Origin of the sequence: Pseudoleptotrichia goodfellowii, assembly GCF_007990505.1 — a bacterium.
Lineage (GTDB): Bacteria > Fusobacteriota > Fusobacteriia > Fusobacteriales > Leptotrichiaceae > Pseudoleptotrichia > Pseudoleptotrichia goodfellowii.
Genome location: NZ_AP019822.1, coordinates 1,998,441 through 2,017,602 on the forward strand (window position 1 = coordinate 1,998,441; position 19,162 = coordinate 2,017,602).

Annotated in this window: 16 protein-coding genes and 1 rRNA gene; 2 read left to right on the forward strand and 15 right to left on the reverse strand. The window is 32.3% G+C overall.

The window, feature by feature from the left end; translation table 11 throughout:
- Window positions 1–39 precede the first annotated feature (39 nt).
- The 5 genes from FVE72_RS09660 to FVE72_RS09680 all read right to left on the reverse strand — a co-directional run bounded on the left by FVE72_RS09660 (window position 40) and on the right by FVE72_RS09680 (window position 8,495).
- Window positions 40–1,551 (reverse strand): 16S ribosomal RNA (locus FVE72_RS09660).
- Between the two features lie 218 nt (window positions 1,552–1,769).
- Window positions 1,770–2,159: a pyrophosphohydrolase domain-containing protein gene (locus FVE72_RS09665; protein WP_026738167.1), complete on the reverse strand. Its 390-nt coding sequence runs from the start codon at window positions 2,157–2,159 to the stop codon at window positions 1,770–1,772.
- An 18-nt stretch (window positions 2,160–2,177) separates the two neighbouring features.
- Complete coding sequence (locus FVE72_RS09670) at window positions 2,178–2,918, reverse strand: Bax inhibitor-1/YccA family protein (RefSeq protein ID WP_026738168.1); 741 nt, start codon at window positions 2,916–2,918, stop codon at window positions 2,178–2,180.
- 30 nt (window positions 2,919–2,948) lie between these two features.
- Window positions 2,949–4,859, reverse strand: coding sequence for a threonine--tRNA ligase (thrS, locus tag FVE72_RS09675; protein WP_026738169.1), 1,911 nt, complete (start codon window positions 4,857–4,859; stop codon window positions 2,949–2,951).
- 42 nt (window positions 4,860–4,901) lie between these two features.
- Window positions 4,902–8,495 carry an LPS-assembly protein LptD gene (locus FVE72_RS09680; RefSeq protein WP_232049447.1) on the reverse strand — a complete coding sequence of 1,198 codons (3,594 nt, stop codon included), beginning with the start codon at window positions 8,493–8,495 and terminating at the stop codon, window positions 4,902–4,904.
- Window positions 8,496–8,722: 227 nt separating this feature from the next.
- Between FVE72_RS09680 and FVE72_RS09685 the strand changes: the two genes are divergently transcribed.
- A complete protein-coding gene (locus FVE72_RS09685; RefSeq protein ID WP_051411813.1) occupies window positions 8,723–9,406 on the forward strand; it encodes an N-acetylmuramoyl-L-alanine amidase in 684 nt (227 codons plus the stop codon).
- Between the two features lie 48 nt (window positions 9,407–9,454).
- On the opposite strand, the gene FVE72_RS09690 is transcribed toward FVE72_RS09685, so the two are convergent.
- Together FVE72_RS09690 and FVE72_RS09695 are read right to left on the reverse strand one after the other, a co-directional pair.
- Window positions 9,455–9,880: an EVE domain-containing protein gene (locus tag FVE72_RS09690; protein ID WP_146966572.1), complete on the reverse strand. Its 426-nt coding sequence runs from the start codon at window positions 9,878–9,880 to the stop codon at window positions 9,455–9,457.
- Window positions 9,881–9,896: 16 nt separating this feature from the next.
- Complete coding sequence (locus FVE72_RS09695) at window positions 9,897–10,310, reverse strand: SRPBCC family protein (protein ID WP_006807693.1); 414 nt, start codon at window positions 10,308–10,310, stop codon at window positions 9,897–9,899.
- A gap of 134 nt (window positions 10,311–10,444) precedes the next feature.
- Here FVE72_RS09695 and FVE72_RS09700 point away from each other — a divergent pair, with 134 nt between their 5' ends.
- On the forward strand, window positions 10,445–10,879 hold the full coding sequence (locus FVE72_RS09700; RefSeq protein WP_026738172.1) for a MarR family winged helix-turn-helix transcriptional regulator: 435 nt from the start codon (window positions 10,445–10,447) through the stop codon (window positions 10,877–10,879).
- 67 nt (window positions 10,880–10,946) lie between these two features.
- Here the strand turns inward: FVE72_RS09700 and FVE72_RS09705 are convergent, their stop codons facing one another.
- The 8 genes from FVE72_RS09705 to ribE form a co-directional block, all read right to left on the reverse strand.
- Window positions 10,947–11,912, reverse strand: a complete 966-nt coding sequence (locus FVE72_RS09705; protein ID WP_026738173.1) for an aldo/keto reductase — start codon at window positions 11,910–11,912, stop codon at window positions 10,947–10,949.
- A 203-nt stretch (window positions 11,913–12,115) separates the two neighbouring features.
- Window positions 12,116–13,597 carry a lysine--tRNA ligase gene (gene lysS / locus FVE72_RS09710; RefSeq protein WP_026738174.1) on the reverse strand — a complete coding sequence of 494 codons (1,482 nt, stop codon included), beginning with the start codon at window positions 13,595–13,597 and terminating at the stop codon, window positions 12,116–12,118.
- Between the two features lie 16 nt (window positions 13,598–13,613).
- Window positions 13,614–13,982 (reverse strand): DUF1934 family protein, encoded by a 369-nt coding sequence (locus FVE72_RS09715; protein ID WP_026738175.1) that lies wholly within the window; start codon window positions 13,980–13,982, stop codon window positions 13,614–13,616.
- Window positions 13,983–13,993: 11 nt separating this feature from the next.
- Window positions 13,994–14,404 (reverse strand): hypothetical protein, encoded by a 411-nt coding sequence (locus FVE72_RS09720; RefSeq protein WP_006807683.1) that lies wholly within the window; start codon window positions 14,402–14,404, stop codon window positions 13,994–13,996.
- 15 nt (window positions 14,405–14,419) lie between these two features.
- Window positions 14,420–14,890: a 23S rRNA (pseudouridine(1915)-N(3))-methyltransferase RlmH gene (locus FVE72_RS09725; protein WP_036056211.1), complete on the reverse strand. Its 471-nt coding sequence runs from the start codon at window positions 14,888–14,890 to the stop codon at window positions 14,420–14,422.
- Between the two features lie 112 nt (window positions 14,891–15,002).
- Window positions 15,003–16,949 carry a DNA mismatch repair endonuclease MutL gene (mutL, locus tag FVE72_RS09730; RefSeq protein WP_026738177.1) on the reverse strand — a complete coding sequence of 649 codons (1,947 nt, stop codon included), beginning with the start codon at window positions 16,947–16,949 and terminating at the stop codon, window positions 15,003–15,005.
- 303 nt (window positions 16,950–17,252) lie between these two features.
- Entirely contained in the window at window positions 17,253–18,464 is a 1,212-nt protein-coding gene (locus FVE72_RS09735) for a bifunctional 3,4-dihydroxy-2-butanone-4-phosphate synthase/GTP cyclohydrolase II (protein WP_026738178.1), read from the reverse strand.
- A gap of 23 nt (window positions 18,465–18,487) precedes the next feature.
- Window positions 18,488–19,159 carry a riboflavin synthase gene (gene ribE / locus FVE72_RS09740; protein ID WP_026738179.1) on the reverse strand — a complete coding sequence of 224 codons (672 nt, stop codon included), beginning with the start codon at window positions 19,157–19,159 and terminating at the stop codon, window positions 18,488–18,490.
- Window positions 19,160–19,162: the final 3 nt, after the last annotated feature.

The following is a 19,162-nucleotide window of genomic DNA, read 5'->3' on the forward strand; positions in this document are numbered from 1 at the left end:
AAACACAAGAAGAAGAAAGATGTTTTCTTTTCTCCTTAGAAAGGAGGTGATCCATCCGCACCTTCCGGTACGGATACCTTGTTACGACTTCACCCCAATCACTATTCACACCTTAGGTACCTTCCTCCTAAGTTAGACCAGTAACTTCAGGTGCAAACAACTCTCGTGGTGTGACGGGCGGTGTGTACAAGACCCGAGAACGTATTCACCGCAACATTGCTGATTTGCGATTACTAGCGATTCCAACTTCATGAAGTCGAGTTGCAGACTTCAATCCGAACTTAGAACAGCTTTCAAGATTCGCTCCATATCACTATCTCGCTCCTCTTTGTACTGCCCATTGTAGCACGTGTGTAGCCCAGATCATAAGGGGCATGATGACTTGACGTCATCCCCACCTTCCTCCTGCTCTTCGCAGGCAGTCTCGCTAGAGTCCCCAACTTAATGATGGTAACTAACGATAAGGGTTGCGCTCGTTGCGGGACTTAACCCAACATCTCACGACACGAGCTGTCGACAGCCATGCACCACCTGTCTCTACGTTCCCGAAGGCACCATGTATCCTCATACATGTTCGTAGGATGTCAAGATCTGGTAAGGTTCCTCGCGTTGCGTCGAATTAAACCACATGCTCCACCGCTTGTGCGGGTCCCCGTCAATTCCTTTGAGTTTCAACCTTGCGGTCGTACTCCCCAGGCGGATCACTTATCGCATTTGCTTCGGCACAGACAGTCTTCCTGCCCACACCCAGTGATCATCGTTTACAGCTAGGACTACCAGGGTATCTAATCCTGTTCGCTCCCCTAGCTTTCGCACTTCAGCGTCAGTTATCGTCCAGTGAGCTATCTTCATCATCGGCATTCCTACACATATCTACGAATTTCACCTCTACTCGTGTAGTTCCGCCCACCTTTCCAATACTCTAGACAATCAGTTTCAAAGGCAAGCTTACAGTTGAGCCGCAAGTTTTCACCCCTGACTTGATCGTCCGCCTAGATGCCCTTTATGCCCAATAATTCCGGATAACGCTCGCGACATACGTATTACCGCGGCTGCTGGCACGTATTTAGCCGTCGCTTCTTCTGTGGGTACCGTCACTTCCTTCTTCCCCACTGAAAGCACTTTACAATCCGAAAACCTTCTTCGTGCACACAGAATTGCTGGATCAGAGTCTCCTCCATTGTCCAATATTCCCCACTGCTGCCTCCCGTAAGAGTAAGGGCCGTATCTCAGTCCCCTTGTGGCCGTCCACCCTCTCAGGCCGGCTACCTATCATCGCCTTGGTAAGCCATTACCTTACCAACTAGCTAATAGGACGCAAAGCTCTCTTTCAGCATCTCTTTTCATTAATCTCTCATGCAATCAATTAATTATATCCGGTCTTATCAGAAGTTTCCCTCTGTTATCCCAGTCTGAAAGGTAAGTTCTTTACGCGTTACTCACCCGTCCGCCATGGTTACCAAATTAACAAGTTAATTCTTCCCCATCGACTTGCATGTGTTAAGCATTCTGTCAGCGTTCATCCTGAGCCAGGATCAAACTCTTCATTCAATATATCTCTATATTTCCTTTATTTCACCATTATTTCATCTTTTCACATCTTTGCTTCTTCTTCTCATGTTTTCATTGTCCTCGCCAACTACACTCCCGTAATTGACAAAAATTATATTACCAAATTTATTACCCTTTGTCAAGCGGTTTTTTTACTTTTTTTATTTTTATTTTGTTTTTTCTTTCTATAACCTTTGTTTTAAAAGGCTTTGGTATACTTAATTTTTTTTGATTATTTTTTTTATGTCAGGCGGAAAATAATTTGGTCCTTTTATTACTTTTCCGTCTTCTCTGTAAATCGGATTACCGTTTTCGTCTAATTTACTTAAATTGCTTCTGTGAATTTCATCAAAAACTTCTTCTATTATATGCTGCATTCCATGTTCTATTATTGTCCCGCAAAGTATGTACATCATATCTCCTAAGGCATCGGCGACTTCAACTATATCTCCGTTTTTTGCAGCTTCAAGATATTCCTCATTTTCTTCTTTCATTAATTCAAATCTCAAATTTTCTTTCCCGTTTTCCAACTTTCCTATAGGATTTTCAGAATTTCCTAACTTATAAATTCTGTGAAATTCTTCGACTGACTTTATCTGTTTTTTCAATTTTTTCTCCTTGTGTATTTATTTTCTTCTTCCCATTATTCTTAAAATATAGATAAATAAATTTATAAAATCAAGATATAAACTTAATGCTCCTGTTATTTCTATTCTTTCAAGAATTGAAGCATCTTCATAGACTGCATAAGAAATAATACTGTTTTTTATTCTGTTAATGTCATAAGCAATAAATATTATAAATATTATAACTCCCAATATGGACGAAATCCACATAAGCTGATCACTTGCCATAAACATATTAATTAACGACATTATTATAAGTGCAATAAGTCCGACTTTTAATATTGTACCGTATTTTGATAAATCTTCTTTAGTAAAATAACCGTATAATCCCAATACTATAAATAATACTAAAGTTCCTATAAAAGCAAATATTAAACTGCCTTCAGTATAAATAATACCCAGTATAGAAAGGGTAAAACCGTTCAATGCAGAATATAGTATAAATACAAATCTTAAAGTTCCCACTTTTGCTTTAAAACTGATTGCAGTAAAAGCAAAAACGAGTACAAGTTCTATAATTGTCGCAGGTATATATATACTATGTATAGTTTGAAAGCTCAAACTTCCTGTTAATAATGAATAAATAGTAATAAATCCTACAATTCCTGTTATAGCAAGTCCTATTATCATCCATCCTATACTTCCCAATACTTTTGAAGCAACTAATTTCTCAAGTTTTTCATAAGTCATTTGAGAATTATTATTTCCGTATACTTCATTTTCAAAATCATCATAATTCATTTGAATCACCTCTTAATTTTTATTTTTAATTTAATTTTTAAACGGCACTTTCGACTCTTCAAGTAATACATTGATTATTTCTTTCACTGAAATATTTTGACTGTCCTGAGATCCGAATTTTCTTACATTTACTTCATTATTTTCAACTTCATTTTTACCTATTATCAGCTGCACAGGTATTTTCTGATCTCCGTTTGCTTCTCTTATTTTATATCCTATTTTTTCATCTCTTGTATCTATATCAACTCTGATTCCTGCCTCCTGAAGTTGTTCGTATAATTTTTCAGCAAAAGATACCTGTTCTTTGGAGATTGTCAGGATTCTTGCCTGAATCGGTGCAAGCCAAGTAGGAAATGCTCCTGCATAATGTTCTATCAATATTCCTATGAATCTTTCCATGCTTCCGTACATTGCTCTATGTATCATAACAGGCTCATGTTTCTCTCCGTCAGCTCCTATATAACTCATTTCAAATCTTGCAGGAAGATTGAAGTCAAGCTGTATTGTTCCGCACTGCCATATCCTTCCTATGGAATCTCTCATTTTAAAATCTATTTTAGGTCCGTAAAATGCTCCATCTCCGGGATTCAATTTATATTTTATTCCTTTTTTCTCAAGTGCAGATGCCAAATCAGCTTCGGCTACCGCCCATATCTCATCTGAACCTATAGCTTTTTCAGGCTTTGTGGAAAGTTCTATATTATAGTCGAAACCGAATAATGTATAAAACTTGTCATATAAATCTATTATTTCTATAATTTGTTCTTCTATCTGTTCCTTCGTACAGAATACGTGTGCATCATCCTGCGTAAACGCTCTTACTCTCATTAAACCATGCAAAGCCCCGCTAAACTCATGTCTGTGAACAAGTCCCATTTCTCCGTATTTTAAAGGCAGGTCTTTATAAGAGTGAAGATTATTTTTATAAGCGATTATAGATCCCGGGCAGTTCATAGGTTTTATAGCGTATACTTTTTCATCAATTTCCGAAGTATACATATTTTCTCTATAATTAAACCAATGTCCTGAAATTTCCCATAATTCCTTATCAAGCATAACAGGAGTTCTTATTTCTTCGTATTTTCTTTTTTTATGCTCTTTTCTCCATATTTCCTGTAATTTGTTCATAAGTTCCATACCTTTAGGCATAAAAAACGGAAAGCCCGGTCCGTGTTCATCAAGAAAGAATAAGTCCATTTGTTTACCTAATTTTCTGTGATCTCTTCTTTCAGCTTCTTCAAGCATTGTCAAATAATCTTCAAGTTCTTTTTTGTTGCCGAACGCCACTCCGTAAATTCTTTGGAGCATTTTATTATCGGAATTTCCTCTCCAGTATGCTCCTGCAGTAGACATCAGTTTAAAAGCCTTCAAATATCCTGTAGACGGTATATGTGTTCCTCTGCATAAATCTACAAATTCTCCCTGCTGATATATGCTGACTTTGTCTACTCCCAAGTCCTCTATTATTTCTACTTTATAATTTTCTCCCATTTCAGTAAACAGTTTTTTTGCATCTTCGGCACTCATTTCATTTCTTTTAAATTCATAATTTTCTTTTACAATTTTTTTCATTTCTTCTTCGATTTTTGCCAAATCTTCTTCAGTGAAAGGCTTTTCAGGATCAAAGTCATAAAAGAATCCGTTTTCAATAACAGGCCCTATAGTAACTTTCGTTCCGGGAAACAGTCTTTGAACAGCTTGTGCCATAATATGTGCTGCACTGTGTCTGATTATTGCCACTCCTTCTTCACTTGTCGAAGTTACAATTTTTATACTCCCCGACTTTTCGATAAGATAAGACGGATCCACCTGTACCCCGTCTATTATTGCTCCTACAGTTTCTTTCCCCAGACTAAGACTTATAGTTTTTGCAAATTCCGCAACAGTCATAGGTTGTTCGATTTTTCTGACATTTCCGTCAGGTAATAACATTTCTAACATTTTATATACTCCTTTATTTTATTAAATTCACAATTTTAAGTTTTAGAACCCTGCTCCGAAAGAAGCCGATCCTTTAGTATAATTTAACTGAACATTTTTTTCAGGGAACGTTACAATTCCGAATTTTAAAGTTACAACAGGGTAATATCCAAGTTTTTTATTATTCGGTTTATCCCACTTCATGCCTGCCCCTATTTCCCATTCAAGATTTTCAAATCTATGGCTTATAGTTGCCATACCGAGAGTTATTTTATTAACTCTTCTTGCAGCAGATGAACTTTCAAATATTTCCGGATCCGAAGATTTAGGTGCTCCGTCCTGAACATATTGTACTTTTGCTCCTATCCACCAAGGTTTGTCAGGGTCCGGACCGAACATATATTTAGTTTCAAAATCATGTCTTCTAAAATTGTATTGGCTGTAACGGTTAGGATCGTTTCTGTAAATTCTGTCCGGTTTTTCCATTACAAAAGCATATCTGACAAAGAATTTTTCCAAATATCCCGCCTCAACTTTGAAAGTAAGATCATTTAATCTGTTAAATCCTTTTAAATCAGTCTGTCGCATTGAATTTGATCCGTCTATTTCCATATCCAGACCTATTTGAAAATATTTTTTCATTTTTCTCAAATCCTGTAATTTCGAGTTAAAATCATTCAAATTAAATTTGTTCTGTTTATAAGTTTCCTCTTCAACGTAACTTTTGTATGCCTGTTCTTCTTCACTATTCAGAAATAATCTGTCGTCACTTTTAATTTCAACGTTATCAATAACATTTTTATTTGCATTTTCGACAGAAAAATCTTTCTGATTGGATTCCTTAACTATGTTTCCTTCGGAATCTCTTCCTTCGTATTTAGGTTTCACATTATTTTCATATCTGTAAAGTAAACTGACAGTTGTATAATCACTTCCTGAAGAATATCTGTCATCGGAAATCGTAAGAGGTGTATTATTCAAATCTCTGTATGTTTTTTTACCGAAGCCGTAACTCACTCTGAAATAATGGTCCGATTCAAATTTTTTATTTTTCATTTTCGATGTATCGTAAACAAATCCGATTTTATGAGTTTCTTTTTGCAGTTTTAAACCGGGTTCTCCGAAATTCGGACTTGTACCGAAAATATCATTGATTTTACTTTTTATATTTGTGTAGTCTATTCCCCATTCGTTATAATTTATGGAGAACATTCTGTCCCTTACAGATTCTTTATTATCTTTACGGTTCCAGCCCATATCTTCATTATAAGGGAAATATTGTCTGTTTTTGTCCGTGTATTTATAAAGAAAACTGTTTCCCTCATCAGATAAATAACCATATTGAACTTCTCTGCTCAAACTTCTTTCAGATTTAAAATCTTCAAATTCGTATTCATCGTCACTTATAAAATCAAAACTTAAAAATCTTTTGTTGGCAATGTCAAATTTAAAATAGTTTCTGACATACTGACTTTTCAACCAATTTCCTGAAAAATGTCTATTATGAAAATTTGTGAAATTATAATTAAATGTCATATTTCCTAGATAAAAATTGAAATTATTATTTATTCCCAGTGTGTTAGTTGGAATGTCAATTATATCGTTTCCGTTATACATTGCTCCGCTTGCATTTACTTTCTGCAAAGTAAAATTAGCTTCATTTGTCACTTTAATGTCATATTTATTATTAATTTTTGCCGTATTATCAAAAATCGTTGTAAACAGTTTTGTATTGAGGGTGCTTATATTCATCGACGGTCGTTGCTTTACTTCATTTCCTGCAGCATCTCTCAATATTTTATATCCGGTTTTTGAATCTGCGTCCTCTATTTTTCTGCCTTTAGAAAATTCCGGCACATACACTTCCGAATAATCTCTATTCTCAAAGCCGAAATTAAATGCCAAATAAGAATTTCTTATAGGTAATTCAATTTTATCATTACCTATATTAACTTTTTGAGAACGGTATTTTTCATAAATTATTTTTTTTGCTCTTTTTATTTTGTCAGTATCTTCATACACTTTGTAAATTCTGCTGTTATCATCAGTTGTTGAATCTAAAAACAGATTATTAAATGCCGGATTATCTCTTGTAAAATCATACTCATATTCTTTTTTCTTAATGTCCGAATGTTTTGTTTCTACACCGAAATAAAAATTATTGGTCAGATATTGTGATAAAGTTTTCGGCTTGTAGCCGAAAAATTCATTTTGTCTGAAAGGGTAATAATTTCCCAGTGTCAAAACAGCCTCTTTTCTGTGATCATAAGCTGTAGTCTGAACCCATCTTTTCGAGTCTTCAAGAGAAACATTATCAGCATCGTCTCTTTCTTTTAAATTAAGTATTTCCTGAAATTCATCCTTGTTAGAATCCAAATATTCAAACTTTATTTTAGGCCCCTTAAAATCTATCGAATAATTCTTTTTATTTCTGAATGAATTCAAATCTCCGATATATCCTGGATTTATATCCGTAAATTTTTCATTATCAATTTTTATAGCAACATCACTGTTTCCGTTTGTATATTTCAAAGTTTTGTACAAATCCACATCAGTTTTTCTCGGATCGATTTCATCTCTGTCAACTATAAAATCGTTTATCTTTGTAAGTTCTCTCAATGCATCAGGATTTTGTGTCCAGTAATAATCAAGATTAAACTCTCCGTTTTGTCCCAATTCCTGATTTATCTTGAAATCATAAAATCCTATTTTTTTATAAGTATCCACGTAAGAAGTATAATCGTCTTTTAACAGAACTCCGTCAGCTGCTCTTACAAGATTCGTAGTTATATTTTTATAATTGAAATTCCACAAACCGTATCCTAAATCATAAAATCTTCTTTCACTTTTTTCTTTTTTAGGAGTGTTGACTATATTATGATTCCATTCAAAATCCCACTCTCTTATGTGATTTCCTATAGGAACGACAAATCTTCTTACAAATACATTCCCTGAACTTCCGGGCCACAAAGTATAGTCATTGGAAACTTTTAATGCTAATTTTTTCTTTGCACTCAGCTCAAAATCTACAAATCCTTGAGCGTATTTACCTTTATCATAATCAAATCCCCAAATTCCGAAGAGTCCTCTTTCACTGTCAGAACCTATATACGGGAAAAGAGTCGCTCTTTGACTTTCAGGTTTTAACGAAGCAACATAGTAAGGGAATTTAAACCATGTTTTTCCTCCTGCTTCCACTCCGATTTTTTTTGCAACAATTTTTCTGTTAGGATAAATCAGAAGTTCTTCGGCATTCACTTTGTAATTCGGCTCTTCATACGGACTCGTTGTAAACCAACCGTTTTTTATAGTTATTTTATTAGTCTCACTTAATGTCTGTTCTCCTCCGAAACGCAATTTCAATTTCGTATCATAACTTTCAGAAGATAAAATTTTAGCTTTTTTTGTATCCATATCAAAAACAAGCTCATTTGCTTTTACAGTTTGTGTTCCTTGAGTAAAAACAACATTCCCGTATGCGAAAAGAACATTTTTGCCGCCTAATTTTTTTACACTGTCAGCCCTTATTGTAATATCTCCATATTTCAATATAACTCCGTCAGTAGCCTCAATAGCTTCTTTTTCTATATCTATTATTGATTTTTCAGTTTCCATTTCTATCACTGTTTCTTCGGCACTTAAATTAGCTGAAAACAACAGACAGAAAAGGAAAAGAAACAATAATTTGTATTTATTGTTTTTCATATTATCAACCTTTATTTTTAAAGTTTAATTTTGAAATAAATTATACCACAAATTTGACATAATGACAAATTGACTAATCAATATCTAATGTGATAAACTTAATTAACAAATGTATTTTTTAAAAAATTTACGAGAGGAGAAAAATTGTGTTTAAATATGTTTTAAAAATAACAACTTTAATATCAGTTTTTACAGTAGTATTTACTACATTCGGAGCGGAAGTTAAACCGGGACAGACTTTAATCTGTATTGATCCGGGACATCAGGGAAAAGGAAATAGAGGACTTGAAGAAATAGCTCCCGGTTCTTCAAAGAAAAAAGTAAAAGTTGCCGACGGAACTGCCGGAGTTGCTACAAGAAAAAACGAATACGAACTTACGTTGGAAGTAGGACTTAAGTTAAGAGATGCTTTTAAAAGTAAAGGTTATAAAGTCCTTATGACAAGAGAAACTCATAATGTAAATATAAGCAATAAAGAAAGATCTCTTATGACTAATAAAGCCGGATGTGCAGCATATATAAGACTTCACGCCGACGGCTCTTCAAACAGAAACCTTACAGGTGTTTCAGTTTTGACTTCGTCATCTAAAAATCCTTATACTCAAAAAGTTCAAAAAACAAGCGATAAACTTTCAAAAGACATTTTATCGGAATTTGTAAAAGCTACAGGTGCTAAAAACAGAGGAATTGCATATCGTGACGACTTGACAGGAACAAACTGGTCAACAGTGCCTAATACATTGATAGAAATGGGATTTATGTCAAATCCTGATGAGGACAGAAAAATGGCTTCAAAAGAATATCAGGAAAAAATGGTAAGAGGAATGGTAAACGGAATAGAAAAATATTTAAGAGAAAGATAAATTTATAAAGGGTTCACAGATATATTCAAGTGAACCCCTATATTTTATTTATCCGACTTCTATAACACTATCACAGATAAAAAAACTGCAAATAAATTTGAAAAACTCTTCTGACACTTGAAAATGTCCATATCTTAACTGTTTTGAATATTTTAACCATTCGTGATGTTCTCTAAGTTCATTTATACTGCACTTTCCTTTTAATTTTAAAAATTTCACATTTCTCCTGTAAGGAACAAAATTTTCACTCATTTGAAATTTATATATTCTCTCGTCTTTTATTTTTCCTATTGCAGTTATTTCCTGACATTTTATATCTGAATCCATGCTTATTTTAGGACTGTAATAGATCAGATAATCGCCTTTTTTCATTCTTTTCAAAGGAACTGCTTTACCGTGACACACTTGACAAAACCCTCCTTCAACTCCTCTTAAAACATGTTCTTTTGATACTACACCTAACCAATATTTCATTATTTTCTCCTATTTTTTATTTTTCTATTGCTTTTTTCAAAAGTAGCATAGAATGGGGTACATCGGAAAATATTTGTTTTAAAAATTTTATATTTTCTTCATTTATTTCTTCACTTTCCAATCTTACCGTGTGTTTTATTTCTACGAATCCACCCTTATCTTCAAAAATTTCATGCCCGAAATATATATCACCTAAAGGAGTTTCAGTTTTATCCCAAAATTCCGCATTTTCTTTTACCGAAGTTAAAATATATTTCATAGGTGGCATTTTTTCAAGTTCCATTATTCCCTCAGTTCCTGTCTGAAATTTTCCGTTTAAAGAAATATTTTTCAAATCTTCTTCCCAAATATACCATTTTTCAATGTCGGAATAATATTTCCAAACTTCTTCTTTTTTTGCATTAACTTTAATTTTAAAGCTGAATTCCATAACTTACCTCTTTTCATATTTTATATATTATAAGTATACTTATATTTTTTTAAAAAGTCAATATTTTTTATTCTATATCCTTGCTTTTCTGTGAAATTTTTTATAAAATAGAAAATAAAAAGGAAGTGATACAGTTGTTTCCCTCTAAGTATAAAAATGATTCGGAAGATTCTACAGGACTTTTATTTATGAGAACTTATAACAAATGGCATACAATAATAAAAAATGAGCTGAAAAAACTGAATATAACTCATCCGCAGTTTGTAGTTTTAACATCGCTTTCTTATCTTTCTGAAAAAGAGAAAGAAGTTACTCAAATTATGATTTCCAAAATTTCAGGAATAGATGTCATGACTATTTCACAAATACTGAATTTACTTGAGAAAAATGATTTTATAAAAAGAAAAGTTCACTGTAAAGATACAAGAGCAAAATCGGTTTTTTTAACTTTAAAAGGGAGAAAAACTGTGGAAAAGTCTGTTCCGATTGTTGAAAATATTGATGAAAAATTTTTCGGTGTTTTGAACACTGAAGAAAATATTTTTAAAAATTTTCTAAAAAAACTTTAAATTTAGAAAGCCTGTCTTAAAAAAATTTTTTATTAGGACAGACTTTTTAATTTCTACAGTTAATATTTTACATGGAGCTTTCCCATTCTCCTTTTATCGTAACTCCCGTATCTGTTGCAACCCTGTCAAGTAATTCTATGTCTTCGGCACTTAATTCTACATTTGCCGCCCTCGAAGCATCATCTACCTGTGCTACTTTCGTAACTCCTATTATAGGTATAGTTCCTTTCGCTATTGCCCAAGCCGTTGCAATTTCAGGCACTGTAGCCTGATATTTTCCTCCGAGAATTTTCATTTCATAAAATAACGGCTCTAATTTCCCTAATATTTCCGGCGGAAATGCTTCCCCTCTTCTCGTTCCCGAAGGTAACGGATTATCTTTAGTGTATTTTCCAGATAGTGCTCCCTGTTCAAGAACCATATAAGAAAATACGGCAATTTCATTTTCTTTACAATAATCCAGTATTCCTGAAGTCTCAACAGTTCTGTACAATAAACTGTAATGATTTTGTATTGCATGTAATTTATATCCCGATTCTTTCAGAATTTTATCGACATATTTAATTTGCTCTAAATTATGATTGGAGACTCCGACTTTTTTTACTTTTCCTGATTTCAGTAAATCAACTAATTTAGGAACCCATTTCTCCATATCTACCGTATTATGAAGCCAGTAAATATCAATAACTTCTTTGCCCAATCTTTTCAGACTTTCATTCAAAAATTCAAAAATTGCATCATTTCCTCTTCCTTCAGCAAGTTGCGGAGTAAATTTAGTCGAGATTATAGCATCTTTTCTGTCTTTTACAAATTCTCCCAAAATAGTCTCGGAAGCACCGCTTGCATAAACTGTGGCTGTATCCCATAAAGTCAACCCCAATTCCATCGCTCTGTCAAATACAGGTTTCAGTTCTTCTTTCCCTAGCTGATTCCCAAAAATCGTATCTCCTCCTGCAATTCCTCCGAATCCCCATGACCATGTTCCTAATGCCACTTTCGGAACTTGCATTTCCTGAATATTCGTTTTTTTCATTTTAAATCCATCTCCTCTATAGCCTAAATATCATATTTTTTACTATATACCTTTTTACTTTATTCATCCTTATATTTTTATTAATTTAACTTTTCCAACCCTTTTTTTGCATCCAATCTGCCGTTTATTAAAGCTTTTTCAAAACAAAAAGTCAAACAACTAAAAATTAATTTTCTAATCATTTGACTCATTGTCCTTTATTTTTATAATTCTATATCTTCTTTTCTCAATGTAGGGAATAGTATAACATCTCTTATAGATGCCGAATTTGTCATAAGCATTACAAGCCTGTCAATTCCTATTCCGAGACCTCCTGCAGGCGGCATTCCGTATTCCAATGCTCTAATATAATCCAAATCCATATTTTGAGCTTCGTCATCTCCCGCTTCTTTCATTTTTACCTGTTCTTCAAATCTTTCTTTCTGATCTCTCGGATCATTTAATTCCGAATAAGCATTGGCAAATTCTCTTCCTGATATAAACAATTCAAATCTGTCTACCCAGTCTGTTTCTCCTTTTTTATTTTTTGAAAGAGGAGAAATTTCTTTCGGATATTCTATAATAAAAGTAGGATTTATAAGTGTGGATTCTACTTTTTCCTCAAAAATAAGATTCAATATACCGTATTTTGTATATGTTCTGTCTTTTTCCAAAGGTATTTGTAACTCTTTTGCTTTGGCAACGGCATCTTCATCACTTGTAACAGTATCAAAGTCAAATCCTGTAACTTCTTTTACTATATCTTTCATTTTTACCCTTCTCCAAGGGCTTTTCATATTGATTTTTTTGCCTTCATATTCTATTTCATAAGTTCCGTGCAACTCAAAAGTCAATTTTGAAATTAAATCTTCAGTTATATTCATCATATCCACATAATCAGCATAAGCCTGATACAGTTCCATCATAGTAAATTCCGGATTGTGTTTGATTGATATTCCTTCATTTCTGAAACTTCTGTTTATTTCAAATACTTTTTCAAAGCCTCCTACAAGAAGTCTTTTTAAATAAAGTTCCGGAGCAACTCTTAAAAATAGCTCCATATCCAAAGCATTATGGTGAGTAGTAAAAGGTCTTGCCGTAGCTCCTCCTGCTATCGGGTGCATCATAGGAGTTTCTACTTCTGTAAATCCTTTTTCTTCCAAATATTTTCTGAAAAATCTCACAATTTGAAATCTCTTTTTCATCGTATCCATAACTTCACTGTTCATTACAAGATCGACATATCTTTGTCTGTATCTTGTTTCAACATTTGTAAGCCCATGAAATTTTTCAGGAAGAGGTCTTATATTTTTCGACAAAACTTCAAAAGATTTTGCTCGCAGTGTCAATTCTCCTGTCTGCGTTCTAAATAAAGTCCCTTCTATTCCTATAAAATCTCCTAAACCTAACTTTTTATATATCTCGTACTGTTCTTCTCCTACTTCATCTTTTTTTACATAATACTGAAGTTTGCCTGTCGGATCCTGAATATGCCCGAATCCGTTTTTACCCATTCTTCTGAACGCCACTATTCTTCCTGCGGTTTTAAACGCTTTATCACTTGTTTCATCATATTGATTAACTTCTTCTATGTTGTTTATTTTTTCGTATTTTCTTCCATAAGGCTCAACACCTGCCTCTTTCAATTCTTCAACTTTTTTAAGTTTTTCGCTTATAATGTTACTTTCATTTGTTTGATTACTCATCACTTTTCCTTTCTTATTAATTTAATTCTGTTATTTCCAATTTTATACTGTTAAAGATTTCGTTATTGTTAATTATATCATATTCAAGATATATTTTCTCATTTTCCATAATTATAATTTTTGTGAAAATTTCGTATTTTCCTTTAAATTCTTTTGTAAAATAAGTAAAAAAAGTTTTTTTATTCTGTTTAAATATCTGTTTTGAGTTTATTTGCCCGTATCGGTATATTTCCACAAAATCGTCAAATTTTAAAATTTTACATTTTCCGTATTCATCTTCATAATGAATTTCTTTTTTATTTTCGGAATTTAAAAAATTTTTCACTTCAAAGTTCTGTTCATAATTTTGTCCGTATAAATCGGAACTTTTTATTTTTATTTTCATACAAAAACTCTCTAATCAAGAAAATTGTCCAAAAACTCGTCAATATCTTCTTCGTCTTCTTCAAAACTTCCTATTTCTTCCAAATCATCCATTTCATCTATACCGACATCATCCAGATCCGATAAATCCTCATCTTCTTTTACAACTTTGTCGTATTCTCCGAAATCTTCATTCCAATACATATAATCTTTATCGGTTCCGTAATATTCTTCTTCCCAAATTTCTAAAACTTCATCTTCTTCGTCTTCATCTAAAATAACCAAATCTTCTTCATTTGTATCATACCAAAAGACTCTTTTAACTCCTGCTTCATTTTCGCAAATCAAATATTCCTTCTCTTTAACTGTAATATTTGCTAAACATGTAAAATACTCTATATCGTCGTCTATCAACTTCTCAAATTCTTCACCAACAGAGTACATAAGATTCTCCCTCCATTATTTATGATATTTTATATTTTTGTTTATTGAAATCCATCTATATATCTGCTCAATCAATATTAATCTCATCAACTGATGCGGAAAAGTAAATGACGAAAAATTCAATCTGAAATCAACAATTTCCCTCAATTTATCATTAGCCCCGTTTGAACCGCCTATTATAAAATTTATTTCACTATTTGTCAATGACAATTTTTCAATATTTCTTGCCATTTCTTCAGATGTTTTTGCTTTCCCCTTTAAATCAAGTAATATATTATAAGACTGATTTCTTTTATTAATTGTATCGATTATCCTGTCAGTTTCTTTCATAATTGCATTTTCTATTCCCTTATTATCATCTTCTTCAGCCAATTCAATTATATTCAAATTAACATATTTCGATAATCTTTTGGAAAATTCCGAAATGCCCTCTTTTATATAAGCATCTTTTATTTTACCGATACATATTATACTAATCTTTATCATATTTTTCCTTTATTGTCAATTATCTTTTTCAAGTATTTATTTTATTGACATCATTTTTTATTTTGTTACATACTTGTTACATTGCCATTAAAATAGAATATTTATAAAATTTTTATTTTTTCCTTCCGAACATCTTATCCAAGTCGTCTTTTGTCAACTTTACTATAATAGGACGACCATGAGGACAAGTGTATTTTCCTACTTCGTGAAGCCTTCTCACCATATTCTGCATTTCGTTCATATTGAGTTTTTGACCTGCTTTTACTGCACCCTTACACGACATGGAAATAATAATATTCTCTCGCAAATCTTTTATTTCGCTCTCACTTTTCAAATCCGAAAGCAATTTCAAAAATACATTTTGTATACTGTCTCTAAAGTCAAACGCCGGAACCGCTCTGAACACTATCTCGTTATTGGAAAATTCGTCTATATCAAAACCGAATTCATTAAATACTTCAATATTATCAAAAATAAGACTTTTTTCAACTTCACTCACTTCCATTTTCTGAGGAAGTAACAAATGCTGAGATTTATGCTCTTTACTCGAAAATTTTTCTTTCAATTCTTCATAAAGTATTCTCTCATGGATAATATGCTGATCGTAAATTTCCAATTCATTATTTTTTCTGACAAGAATATATGTATCGAAAATTTGTCCCAAAACATCATATGTAAATTGCTCCCCTGTATGCTTTTCAAATGTCCCGACTTTATAATCATTTCCTGTTTCACGTATACTTTCCTCTTTTATTTCCAATTCTTCCTTTATCTTATCGGATTTTTCAAAAACTTTTTCATTTTTGTTCATTTCTTCAATTATATAATCATCTGTGTCATGCAATAACCTTGAACTTTCAATTTCTTTATTCTCTTTTATTTCGTTATTTTCTGCATTCGAGCCTATAATTTCTTCTAAAGTTCTTTCCTGAATTTTATTCCCGGCTGAAAAATCTCCGTCATGAGTTTCAAAACTGAAAAATTTCTGACTTTCTCCTTTTATAACTTCATCCGAAAATAAATCTTTTATTTTTTCCTCTTTATTTTCAACATTTATACTTTTTTTCAATAAATCTATATTCGGCTGCCAGCCTTCTCTGTCGCTCTGATAAAAATATTCGTCTATTGCATCTTTTATCTGTTTATAAACTATTTTATCATTGGAAAATTTTACAATTTTTTTTGACGGATGAACATTTACATCAATTTCTTTTGGGTCAATATCAAAAAATATAATTACAAAAGGATATTTTCCTTTCATCAGTTTTGTATAATATCCGTCTATAACCGCTCTTTCTATTGTGTTGGACTTTACATATCTTTTATTTACATAAGTAAATATATAATCTTTACTGCTTCTCAATATTTCGACATTACCGAGATAACCGTATTCAAATTTTTTCAGATTTCTTAAAACCGATTTTCCGAAAAGCTCAAGTATTGCATTTTCTATTCCTTTTCCGCTTGTATTTATACTTTGTTTTCCGTCAAATTCCAATGTAAAAGCAACATCACTGTTAGCAAGTGCTTCTTTTAATACAATATCCTTTATTTTGTTGTATTCTGTAGACTCTTTCCTCAAAAACTTCTTTCTCGCCGGAGTATTATAAAATAAGTCTCTTACTTCTATTTCAGTTCCTATATTTCTTGAAACTTCTTCAAATTTTCTGACTACTCCTCCATAACTTGCTATTTTATATCCTGTGGAGCTATTCTCCGAACGTGTTGTTATCGTAAGTTTGGATACTGCCGCAATAGATGCCAGTGCCTCTCCTCTAAATCCGTAAGTATTTAAATTAAATACATCATCTTTTGTTGAAATTTTTGAAGTAGCATGTCTTTCAATAGAAAGTAAAGTATCGTCTTTGTCCATTCCTATACCGTTATCATTTATTTTGACATCCATTCCGCCTTTAAAAACTTCTATTTTTATAATAGTAGCTTTCGCATCAAGAGAATTTTCTATCATTTCTTTTATCATTGATGCCGGATTTTCCACTACTTCTCCTGCCGCAATTATATTCGACACACTTTCATCCAAAATTTTTATATATCCCATTATATTGAACTGCTCCTTATATTTGTTTTTCTATTTTCACTTTGATTATACCTCAAAAATCTTTTTATTCATATATAATTTTGCTTTTTCTTTCAATAATTTAAAATTTTTTAAGATATTCTATATTATCATCATTTACTGTATATAATTTCATTTAATCCGACTCATTCTTCTAAAAAAGCCGCCTTTTAGGCAGCTCAAATTTATAGTCTCTTCACTTAAAGGCGACGGAACACCTGAATTTAATCTTTTTCTTATTTAAAGTATAGTGGATTCTCTATTTTTTGTCAAGAGATAAATCTTTTATAATTCTTGAATAAAAATATGTCCCATTTTCTCTTTTTTTGTTTTCAAATATTTTTTATCAAATTCATTAAATTTTATTTCGATTGCTTCCCTTGCTACAACCTTTATCCCGTATTTTTTCAATCCTTCTATTTTCAAAGGATTATTTGTTTTTAAGGATATCGACTTTACCTTGAGATCCTTTATTATTTGTGCTGCTACCGCGTAATCTCTTAAATCTTCCTGAAATCCCAACTGATGATTAGCCTCTACAGTATCATATCCTTCATCTTGCAATTTGTACGCTTTCAGTTTGTTGATTATTCCGATACCTCGTCCTTCCTGTCTTAAATAAATCAGCAATCCTTCTCCTTTTTCTTCTATTTCTTTTAAAGATCTGTGAAGCTGCTCCTGACAATCACAACGTTTGGAACCGAACACATCCCCGGTTAAACATTCAGAATGAAGTCTGACACTTACATTTTCCTTATTTCTTATATCTCCTTTAATAACTGCTATATACTCTTTATTTTCAATTTTATCACTATATCCGACAAAATCAAAATTTCCGAATTTTGTAAAAATGTTTACTTCTGCCTCTTTTTTTACTAATTTTTCGTTATTTTTTCTATACAATATTAAATCGTCTATTGTTATTATTTTCAGATTGTATTTTGTACAAAATTCAAATAACTCGTCTCTTCTCGCCATAGTTCCGTCTTCATTTAAGATTTCCATTATTACACCTACTTCTGAAAATCCAGCTATTCTTGATAAATCCACAGCTGCTTCGGTATGTCCTTTTCTTTCCAACACTCCCTTTTCTTTAGCAATTAAAGGAAAAATATGCCCGGGTTTTCTGAAATCTTTTGCTTTTTTCTCCAAATTCCCCAAATCGGTAATTGTTTTCAATCTGTCTGCAACGGATATTCCTGTAACTGTTCCTTCATAAGCATCAACAGAAGTAGTAAAAGCTGTTTCATGATGATCAGTGTTTACTCTGTTCATAGGACCCAGCTCCAGTTCTTCCGCTCTTCTTCGGGATAAAGGAACGCACATCAATCCTCTTGCTTTATTTATCATAAAATTTATCATCTTATAAGTAGCCGACTGAGCAGGCAAAAACAGATCTCCTTCATTTTCCCTGTCTTCGTCATCTACAATTACTATAACTTTCCCTTTCTTTATATCTTCCAATGCTTCTTCTATCGTGTTAAATTTACTGTCCATTTTTTTCACCTCTTTTTGTTTTGTTAAAAACCGTTTTCTCTTAAAAATTCAGGTGTTATTTTCGATTTTCTATTTTGCTCTTTTTCATATTCAGAAAATTTCAAAATTTTTTCTACATATTTTCCAAATAAATCCGTTTCGACATTTACAAAATCTCCTGATTTTTTTCCTCCTAAAATAATATTTTTTATTGTATGAGGAATTAATGATACCGAAAACGTTCTTTTTTCATCATTTACATCTATTACTGTCAAACTTGCTCCGTCTATCGTTATTCTCCCTTTTTCTACAATATATTGCATGTATTTTTTATCTTTTTCTTCTAAATAAAATACATAAATTTTTGCTATCCCTTTAGAAATAATTGATAAAATTTCAGCTTCACAGTCTACATCACCCATAACAAGATGTCCTCCAAGAAATGTGGATAATGTTACGGATTTTTCAAGATTTACTTTTTCTCCTGTTTTCAGTCTTTTCAGTCCGCTCCTTTTTATCGTCTCAAACATTACGTCAGCAGTAAAAGTATTTTTACTGAAAGAAGTTACTGTAAGACACACTCCGTTTACAGCTATACTGTCGCCTCTCTCAACTTTTTCAGCTACATTGTTTCCTTTTATCGTTATCTCCATTCCTAAAGGCTTTTTCAAAACATTAATAACTTCTCCCGGTCCTTCTATTAATCCTGTAAACATATT